The following is a 9,142-nucleotide window of genomic DNA, read 5'->3' as shown; positions in this document are numbered from 1 at the left end:
CTGTTTCTGCAAAATCACCAACGGTTTAAGGTTAATGGGGATGTATTGCTTGGCTTTGTTGCTTACCCCGGCACCATTTACCGCCACATTTGGCCTTCATGGCACACATTGCATCCCATCGGCCACTCATGCCACTGTACTGACGGCGAAACTCCTTGGCGGAAGTTATCCAGGCATCGTCGCTGATACCAAGCTCATGCAGTAGTTTGGGCCTGGAAGAGGCAATAAAGCCACGCTTGTCTTCCCGCACCGCCCGGCCTGTCCAATCAATCAGCTCCAGATAGTCGGCAAAGTGAAATGGAATGCCGCTTTGTTCGGCGGTAGTTGCTGCACCATCAAATTGCAGCAGTGGCTTAAGTGAAGTGTTGGCAGATGCAGGCTCAGCAACTTCTTCTATGCGCTCCTGAATGGAGGTGTAGTCAGAAGTTTGCAGCGAATCTGCAATACCTGCGCGAATAGGATTTAAATCCACATACATCATGCAGGCCAGCAGCGCCTGTTCATCGAGCAGCGCCTGCGACTTAAAGCGTCCTTCCCAAAATACGCCCTTGCAGCCATCTTCTCGATTGGCCTTGCGGGCGATATCTTCGTTTAAACAGCGCATAAACCAACTGATACTGCCAAGGCGTTCCTGCCAATCGCTAATCAGCGTATCCAACAGTATTCGCTCACCTTCTGAGAGACTATCGCCCTTGAGGAACTTTGCCGCCACAGGATTGCCACTAAAGAGCATTGTCCAACGCTCAATGACTTCAAATGGCGACAACGCTTGTTGTGCAGCAAGGTCGATTTTGAGCACCAAATGGTAGTGATTACTCATGACCGCATAAGCGCAAACGTCGATGCAGAATATTGACGACAACTGCCTGATTTTATCCACTATCCAGCCACGTCTATGCTCGTAACTGCGCCCCGACAGTGCATCTTCACCACACAAAAACGCCCTTCTCACGCAACGGTTAATCACGTGGTAAAAGGGCGTGCTTTCAGCATCTATCAACTGACGACGAGCTGTGGTCATAACCAACCTCGACTGAGCTTTGATGGGTATTTCAAAGCCTAGTCAAGCCTGGGCGAAACATCAAAAAGATATGGCTGTCCTATCTTTTTCTTTCTATCTTTTTCTTTTGCTATCTTTTGTCGACAAGGCGCTGAGCCGCCTTATCGATCTGCCAAATCATCTGGGGAAGTTGTCTATCGAGGATGGTTATCAGAACATTCAGCTGGAGTTTAACAATCTCCTGCCAGACTCGAACCAACGCTATGACTTTAAGGATGCCCTGCACAGCGTTAGCTTCGTGTATGAGAAGGGAGCCTGGCGACTCGACAGCGTCAGCCAGCTGCCCATTCGCCACTATGATAAGGGCTAGATATAAAATGGGAGTCAAAGGGGTGAGTTTGAATCAACACCTCAACCCCTTGATTCCCACTCTTTCAACAACTCTGGCATCTTGACTTTGTTCACTCTTAACACGCTATTTTTATCAAAATATAATAAACCAAGCCAAAGCAACAATTTATAAATCATAGCAAGCCATCATATTATCTAATCTCCTTATCATAGGTTTTCATCAATTTGGCCAAGGGAGTCATATCAATGTCATGGTCTTAAATTCGGGGGAAAGGTCAGTTTATTATTACTTGTTAGGGTAAAAAGTTAAGATCACGCCTAATCCACCTTGCTTGGTATCTTGCAGCATGCCCACCAGTTTCTAAATATATGACAAATGTAGCCATACACGAATCACAACGATATACATCACTACCGTTGTAAGGGTAATGCGATAAACTCACAGGAGCCATATCTGAAAATGGATTACTACCATTTTTGCTGTAAGTCTGATAACCGAGAAAAGTCATTGGTTCTATTTTACCCATAAAATGAAGTTTGTTTTCCAGGCCATCAGAGTTAGTCAAATGAAGCTTGGATTCCTTTCCGCACTCAGAACAAGAATTAGATTCTTGTTCTGCTACAACATTGAGTAAGTCATCGATATTCATAAAGCCCTCAGAACATAAAATCGAAATGGGAAAATCACAAAAATTATGAGGATGTGATTGGGGGAACCGATGCAAACAATAACGCCATGGTCGTCAACAAAAAAATACAGCACTGCAAGCTGTTCGATGGCTGACACACTTCAATCCCTAAACCAGTCCACCTATTTCAAACTGTTTGCGGCTGTGGCTAAGCCGTCAAGGAAGCTCAGCCCATGAGCATACAATGAGTATGTGATTGGGTGAGCCGACGCAGACAATAACGCCACGGTCGCAAACAGGAAGAAATAGAAGAAATATCAGTAGTCGAAACCAGGCTGGGCTTTAACCCCCGCCTCAAACGCATGCTTCACGCTATTCACCTCACTGACAGTATCTGCCAATTCAATCAGTTGCCTGTGGCAGTTGCGGCCGGTGATGATCACATGCTGCATGGGTGGACGATTTTGCAACGCATTTATCACTCGCTGCAGATCCAGATAATGGTAACTGACCATGTAGGTGAGTTCATCGAGCAGGAGTATGTCTATGCTGGCATCCTGAAGCCATTTTTCGGCGGCCGTCCAGGCCTTTTCGGCGGCGGCGATATCCTTGGCTTTGTCCTGGGTGTCCCAAGTAAAGCCTGTGCCCATGACTTCGAACTTGACCCCGGCGCCTTCCAGTAGCTTGCGCTCACCGCACTCCCAGGTGCCCTTGATAAACTGCACTACGGCGCCCTGCTTGCCATGACCGACCGCGCGGGCCAGAGTGCCAAAGCCGGAAGTAGACTTACCCTTGCCGTTACCTGTCACTACCAGGAGTATGCCCTTCTCTTCGGTGGCGGCCGCGATTTTGGCATCCACCGCCGCTTTCACTTTCTGCTGCCGCTGTTTATGACGCTCTGCCTTGATATCGGTTTGATTATTATCGGTCACCCTGGTCTTCCTCTTTGAATATGTTGATTATTTTATTGAAATCCAGATGTTGCTCCAGCACATCGGCCAAACGATCCAGCTGTTGCTGACGCTGCTGATTGATATCCACTGTGCGGCCCTGTGGCGCCGTCATCCCGGCCCAGGTGAGCAGCAGTTCACCGGCTTCTGGGCTGTCAAACAAGCCATGCAAATAACTGCCGAGAATTTGATTATCCTCCGACAGCAGGCCCTCGCTGCGGGGTGCTGTGAATTGTGTAGGCCCTGCGATTTGTGAAGGTGCTGTGGCTTTTGCAGGCTCAGTGATTTTTGCGGGCTCAGTGGCGCTGACACAGTTGGCGTCACTGCCTCGCTCATTAAGCAACAGTGGCTGGGTGCATCTGTCCGGGATCCGCGACGCTCCACAGTGGATCTCATAGCCGGAGACTGACGCCGATGATTGCCCAAGCCTCAGGGTACCGCTGACATTGAGCAGCTGTTTTTCGACTTGCAGCTCGGTAGTGAGCGGCAGATATCCCAGCCCTTGGCTGGTACCGGGCAAGTCTTCCAGTCCCAAGGGATCGGCAATGCTCTGCCCCAGCATCTGAAAGCCGCCGCAGATACCGATAAGCTTGCCGCCATAGCGCAGATGGCGAGCTATGCCCTTATCCCAGCCCTGTTGGCGGATAAAAGCCAGGTCGGCGCGCACATTCTTGCTGCCGGGCAACAGCAGGAGATCCAGCCCAGGAAGTTCGCCCTGATGGGTCGGCCCTATATAATAAAACTCGATATCCGGATGCAGCCGCAGCGGGTCAAAGTCGGTATGGTTGCTGATCCTGGGGTACACCAAGACGCCGACTCGCAGTCGCGTCCCAGTTTGAGCTGTTTCAGATTGAGCTCGTGCTGATTGAGCTGTTACCGGCTGCTCGGCAGCAGCCCCCTGAGACTGAGCAGTGGGCTGCACCAGTGCATCTTCGGCGTCCAGATGCAGGGCATCGAGGTAGGGCAATACGCCCAATACCGGCTTGCCGGTGTGAGCCTCGAGCCAATCCAGCCCGGACTGCAGCAATGAGATATCACCGCGGAAACGATTGATCACAAAGCCCTTTACCCGCGCCTGCTCACTCTCGGACAGCAGGGCCAAGGTACCGACCAGGTGGGCAAATACCCCGCCCTTGTCGATATCGGCGATGAGGATCACCGGGCAGTCCACCGCTTCGGCAAAGCCCATATTGGCAATATCGCCCTGGCGCAAATTGATTTCGGCCGGGCTACCGGCGCCTTCTACCAACAGCCAGTCAAACTCCTGCTGCAACCTGTGCCAGGATGCCAACACCGCCTGCATGGCAGCGGCTTTATAGTCACGACTCTCGGGGCCGAAAAAGGCGGCGGCTTCCAGGCTGGTCAGCGCCTTGCCCTGAATAATCACCTGCGCCTTGGTATCTGAGCTGGGTTTCAGCAATACCGGGTTGAAGTCGATTCTCGGCTCAAGACCGGCGGCCACCGCCTGCAGCGCCTGCGCCCGGCCAATTTCACCGCCATCCCGGGTGACGGCGCTGTTGAGCGCCATATTCTGCGGCTTAAAGGGCGCCACTCGCTGACCATGACGATGAAACACCCGGCAGAGTCCGGCTACCAAGGTGCTCTTACCGGCATCCGAAGTGGTGCCCTGCACCATAAGGCTGCGGCCAGGCCGGGCCAGAGTCGAAAATTCAGCTTTAAGTTCTGCGCTAATAAGGGGTACTGGGTTACTCATGCCTTGCCCCACTGATCCGGGCTTGTACCCGAAGCGCTCAAGATCGGGTAATCAGAGCTCACAGGCTTTAACGCCAGCGGTAAACCTGCGACAACCAGAGTGACTCTGTCTGCCTTGGCGGCCAGCGCCTGATTGAGCCAACCGGCCTCATCGACAAAACGCCGACTCAGCTCCCCAAGCGGCACTATGCCGGAGCCGACTTCGTTGCTCACCAGCAGCAGATCGCCGTCAAACCCGGCTACCGCCTGCAACAAGGCCGCGCGTTCGCTAGCCATATCGGCACCAAAGCAGAGCTGATTGCTGAGCCAAAGCGTCAGGCAGTCTACCAATACCGGCGCTCCAGAGCCTGAGCGCTGTACAAGCGCCTTGGCCAAATCGAGCGGCACCTCGGCCAACTGCCATTCGAGGCTGCCACCTTGGCGCGCAGTTTGATGGTGGGCGATACGCCGAGCCATCTCCTCATCGGCGGACTCGGCCGTTGCCAGATACCAGGGGCGGACATTGGCCGGGCACAAGTCGGCCAGTTGCCGCTCGGCGTAACCACTCTTGCCGCTGCGGGCACCGCCCAGAATTAGATGGATCATGCAGGGCTGCCCCCCAATGCCAGTAACAGCATATAAACCGTCAGCTCACTCACCTGCTGCGCCGCTCCCAGGGTATCGCCGGTGTAACCGCCAATCTGGCGCCGGAACCAAAACACCAGGGCCCAACGCAGTAACAACATGGTCGGCAGTAGCCAGAACAGCAGCGTGGTGGACAGCAGTGCCGTCAGCACAATTCCAGTCAGCAGCAAAATACCCAGCTCATTGAGCCCCTGCTGCTGCGCCAGAGGTTTGCTCTTGCCCTCATCGCGAACATAGGTTTCGCTAAAGATAATGCTGGCCGCCGTCACCCGGCTGACACAGTGCGCCAATACCAGGGCCAGCGCCGCCTGGTTGATGTCGTAAAGTGCCAACTCCAGCAGTAACTGGTACTTGAGCAGCAACACCAACACCAATGCCAAGGCGCCATAGCTGCCAAGGCGGCTGTCTTTCATGATTTTCAGTTTATCTTCTACCCGCCAACCACCGCCGAAACCATCGGCGGTATCGGCCAGGCCATCTTCATGAAAACCGCCGGTAACCAGCACACTGCTAATCATCGCCAGCACTATGGCAATGGAGCTTGGCAATATGCCGGCGGCCAGCAGTAACACCAAGGCGGAGATCAAGCCCACCACCACGCCCACCAGACCAAAGTAGCGGCTGGCCTTGTTGAGGCTGTCGCTGTCCACCGTCAGGGCGCTGGGCACAGGAATACGGGTGAAAAAACCTATTGCGATCAAAAATAGCCGCAGCTGCCCGAGCCAGAATCCCATCAGAACACCTCTTGGGTAGCAGGTTCTACCACCTTGTCGACCCCGGCTTCACCAAAGCTGGCCATCTGGTTGTAGAAGTTGGCTGCCGCCTGCACCAAAGGCAGCGCCAGCGCCGCGCCCGAGCCTTCGCCCAACCTGAGCCCAAGCCGCAGCAAAGGCTTGGCGGACATGGCCTCGAGCAGCAACTTGTGGCCGCGCTCTTCAGACTCATGGGCAAAAATAAGATAATCCCTCACCCCCGGCGCCAAACGCACAGCCGCCAGCGCCGCTGTCGACGCGATAAAACCGTCCACCAGCACAGGCACGCCAAATTCGGCCGCCGCCAACATGGCTCCTGTCATCTGCACTATTTCAAAGCCTCCGAGGCAGGCGAGGATACTGAGCGGCTCGGTCAGCTCGCAGTGGTGCAGCAGCAGTGCCTGCTCTATCAGCAGGCATTTGCGCTTAAGCGTCGCGGCATCTATGCCGGTGCCGCGGCCGACACATTCACTCACTGGCAGGCCGGTCAGAGCAGCCATCACGGCGGCGGCAGAAGAGGTGTTGCCTATTCCCATCTCCCCCAGCGCCAGCAGGTTGCTGCCGGCATCGATATGGCGTTTTACCAAGGTGCGCGCCATGGCAAACCCTTGATGCACAGCGCCCAGAGTCATGGCGGCGCGTTTGTGGATAGGCCCGGTACCGGCGCCCAGACGCTGCTCTGTAACCTCGGGGATCCCCAAGGGGCTGAGAATGCCGCAGTCAATCACCTCCAGCTCGAAGCCGGTCTGGCGACAAAACACATTGATGGCGGCGCCGCCGGCAACAAAGTTGAGCACCATTTGGGTGGTCACCTCGCTGGGAGCAATCGACACCCCGGCCGCGGCAATACCATGGTCGGCAGCAAACACCAGCATCACGGGGCGGCGGATGACCAACTCATCGGTGGCGGAATCGAGCTGAATGCGCCCCAATTGCAGCGCCAAAGCCTCCAACTCACCCAAAGCGCCCAGGGGTTTGGTCTTGTTGTCTATGCGGGCCTGAATCGCGTCATCCAGCGCGTGATTGATTGCTGCAACCTGGTACATCCTTCCCTCTCTTATCGTTATTGGCCGCGTTTACGCAGCACCATCAGGAAAAACAGACTGCCGATGGCCGAGGTGATCACCCCCACCGGCAGCTCTTGGGTGGGCAGTATGCTGCGAGCCAGCACATCGACCCAAACCATAAACAGGCCGCCCGCCAGTGCCGTCAGCACCATGGGGTGCTGCCCCGGCAGCAACAACCTGACAATATGAGGCACCATCAGCCCCACAAAACCTATCCCGCCGCAGTGGGCCACCAAAGTGGCGGTAATAAGCGAGCATAACAGCAACATGGAAACCCTGAGCCTTTGCACCCTGATTCCCAGAGTGTGGGCGGTTTCATCACCGGCAAGCATTGCCAGTACCTGGCGCTTGAAGGCCAGGATCACCAGCAAGGCCGCCAGCACCACCAGAGTTGGCAGTCCAAGCCCATCCCAGCTGGCACGGGCAAAACTGCCCAGGCTCCAAAACAGCAAGGAGGTGGTGGCCTGCGGGGTGGAAAAATACAAGATCAAGCTGGTGAGGGCGCTGAACATAAAGGAGATGGCGACCCCGGAGAGCAACATTCTCTCTATCTGGTTGCCGATATTCCTGCCCGCGAGCAGCAGTACCATGAGCACGGCCAAACTGGCACCGATAAAGGCTCCCAGCGGCAGCGATATCCCGGAGATGGCCGAACTCAGCCCAAGGCCGGTCGCCAGGGCGACCGAGACCACGGCGCCGAAGCTGGCGCCCGAGCTGATACCGAACAGGTAAGGATCAGCCAGCGGGTTGCGGGTCACCGCCTGCAATACATAACCCGACAATGCCAGACCGCTGCCGGCGATAAAGGCCAGCAAGATACGCGGCAGGCGCAGATCCCAGACGATACGCTCGCTGATGGCAGATGGCTCACCCACGCCCAGCAGGTGTTTGCCAATCACTCTTGCCACATCGAAGAGGCTGATATCGGCGGCGCCAAAACCGGCGGCGGCCAAGGGTGTCAATACAGTGCCGAGCAGCAACAGCAGCCAGCACCAGTAAAGTCTGGGCAAGGGCTTGAGAAACCAGCCAATAAGCGAGCGCCCCGGTGCGGCCATGGAAGTATTCATGCGCCACCTCCCACCGAGCCTGGGCGCCGGTCAGTTTCCTTGTGGGCAACACAGGTTTCGGCCGAGGCAGGCCCTGCCATTGGCTCGACTATCGCAGCGCCGTGAACCTTGCCACTGGCGAGCGCCGCCGAGCTTACAGCCTTGCCGTGACCAGGCTCTGGCGACTGATAGCCGTAAAAGTAGTGGATCAGCGGCCGTCCCAACTGCGGATGCGTCCCCACCTGGCAGCAGACACCGAAGACACCGGCAATTCTGTCTTCGGTCAATACGCTCTGGGGCGAGCCGTGGGCAATACGGCGGCCGTTATCCAGCAGCAAGAGTTCGTCACACAGGGCCGAGGCCAGATTGAGATCGTGAATCGAGGCGATCACTGTGACCCCCAGGCTGCGCACCAGCTCGAGGATCTGGATCTGATAGCGGATATCCAGATGATTGGTGGGCTCGTCCAGGATCAAAAGCTTGGGGCGCTGCACTATGGCGCGGGCAATCAAGGCCCTTTGCTTCTCTCCGCCGGAAAGCTGCGCGAAGGGCTCTGCGGCCTTGTGCTGCAACCCGACCTGCGCCAATGCCGCCTGCACCTGGGCCTTGTCGGCCGCCGATGGCATATCAAACAAACCCTTGTGGGGAGTCAGTCCCATGGCCACTAATTGAGTCAGATCCAGTGCCAACTGGGCTGGGGTATCCTGCAGCACCACGGCCACCTCTTTGGCGAAGGCTTTGGCTGACAAACTATTGATATCCTGCCCAAACAGCTGGATCTGGCCGCGGTCCGGGCGGATATAACGATAGAGGCAGCGCAGCAGGCTCGACTTCCCGGCACCATTGGGGCCTATGAGCCCGAGCATCTTGCCGCTTGGCAGCTCAAAGCCCACATCGGCCAATACGCTGTGGCCACCGGGAAGCCAGCTAAGCTGTTGCACCTTGAGTGCCAGGCTCATAACCGCCCCCCGACATTGAGCCTGTGACCGGCAGAAGGCTCAGGCTGCAGT

At 56.0% G+C, this 9,142-nt stretch carries 10 protein-coding genes; 1 reads left to right on the top strand and 9 read right to left on the bottom strand.

The window, feature by feature from the left end:
- Positions 1–31: 31 nt before the first annotated feature.
- A complete protein-coding gene (locus tag N512_RS0118010) occupies positions 32–1,021 on the bottom strand; it encodes a hypothetical protein (protein ID WP_028781214.1) in 990 nt (329 codons plus the stop codon).
- A gap of 22 nt (positions 1,022–1,043) precedes the next feature.
- Here N512_RS0118010 and N512_RS0118005 point away from each other — a divergent pair, with 22 nt between their 5' ends.
- Positions 1,044–1,370, top strand: coding sequence for a hypothetical protein (locus N512_RS0118005; RefSeq protein WP_037475494.1), 327 nt, complete (start codon positions 1,044–1,046; stop codon positions 1,368–1,370).
- A gap of 274 nt (positions 1,371–1,644) precedes the next feature.
- On the opposite strand, the gene N512_RS24460 is transcribed toward N512_RS0118005, so the two are convergent.
- From N512_RS24460 to N512_RS23340, 8 genes are all read right to left on the bottom strand, one after another.
- Positions 1,645–2,001, bottom strand: a complete 357-nt coding sequence (locus N512_RS24460; RefSeq protein ID WP_133087289.1) for a hypothetical protein — start codon at positions 1,999–2,001, stop codon at positions 1,645–1,647.
- 296 nt (positions 2,002–2,297) lie between these two features.
- Positions 2,298–2,912, bottom strand: a complete 615-nt coding sequence (gene cobO / locus N512_RS0117995) for a cob(I)yrinic acid a,c-diamide adenosyltransferase (protein WP_028781212.1) — start codon at positions 2,910–2,912, stop codon at positions 2,298–2,300.
- Positions 2,902–4,566, bottom strand: a complete 1,665-nt coding sequence (locus N512_RS0117990; RefSeq protein WP_081737203.1) for a cobyric acid synthase — start codon at positions 4,564–4,566, stop codon at positions 2,902–2,904. The genes cobO and N512_RS0117990 overlap by 11 nt, the downstream gene beginning before the upstream one ends.
- A gap of 74 nt (positions 4,567–4,640) precedes the next feature.
- Positions 4,641–5,228 (bottom strand): bifunctional adenosylcobinamide kinase/adenosylcobinamide-phosphate guanylyltransferase, encoded by a 588-nt coding sequence (cobU, locus tag N512_RS23345; protein WP_051472861.1) that lies wholly within the window; start codon positions 5,226–5,228, stop codon positions 4,641–4,643.
- Positions 5,225–6,001, bottom strand: coding sequence for an adenosylcobinamide-GDP ribazoletransferase (locus N512_RS0117980; protein WP_028781210.1), 777 nt, complete (start codon positions 5,999–6,001; stop codon positions 5,225–5,227). Before N512_RS0117980 ends, cobU begins: the two co-directional genes overlap by 4 nt.
- On the bottom strand, positions 6,001–7,065 hold the full coding sequence (gene cobT, locus N512_RS0117975; protein ID WP_028781209.1) for a nicotinate-nucleotide--dimethylbenzimidazole phosphoribosyltransferase: 1,065 nt from the start codon (positions 7,063–7,065) through the stop codon (positions 6,001–6,003). The genes N512_RS0117980 and cobT overlap by 1 nt, the downstream gene beginning before the upstream one ends.
- 17 nt (positions 7,066–7,082) lie before the next feature.
- Positions 7,083–8,153, bottom strand: a complete 1,071-nt coding sequence (locus N512_RS0117970; RefSeq protein WP_226565008.1) for a FecCD family ABC transporter permease — start codon at positions 8,151–8,153, stop codon at positions 7,083–7,085.
- Positions 8,150–9,091 (bottom strand): ABC transporter ATP-binding protein, encoded by a 942-nt coding sequence (locus N512_RS23340; RefSeq protein ID WP_081737201.1) that lies wholly within the window; start codon positions 9,089–9,091, stop codon positions 8,150–8,152. Before N512_RS23340 ends, N512_RS0117970 begins: the two co-directional genes overlap by 4 nt.
- Positions 9,092–9,142: the final 51 nt, after the last annotated feature.

The sequence above is a fragment of the Shewanella sp. 38A_GOM-205m genome (genome assembly GCF_000518445.1).
Lineage (GTDB): Bacteria > Pseudomonadota > Gammaproteobacteria > Enterobacterales > Shewanellaceae > Shewanella > Shewanella algae.
The sequence above is the reverse complement of the archived record's forward strand: the minus strand, read 5'-3'. Positions and strand labels throughout refer to the sequence as shown.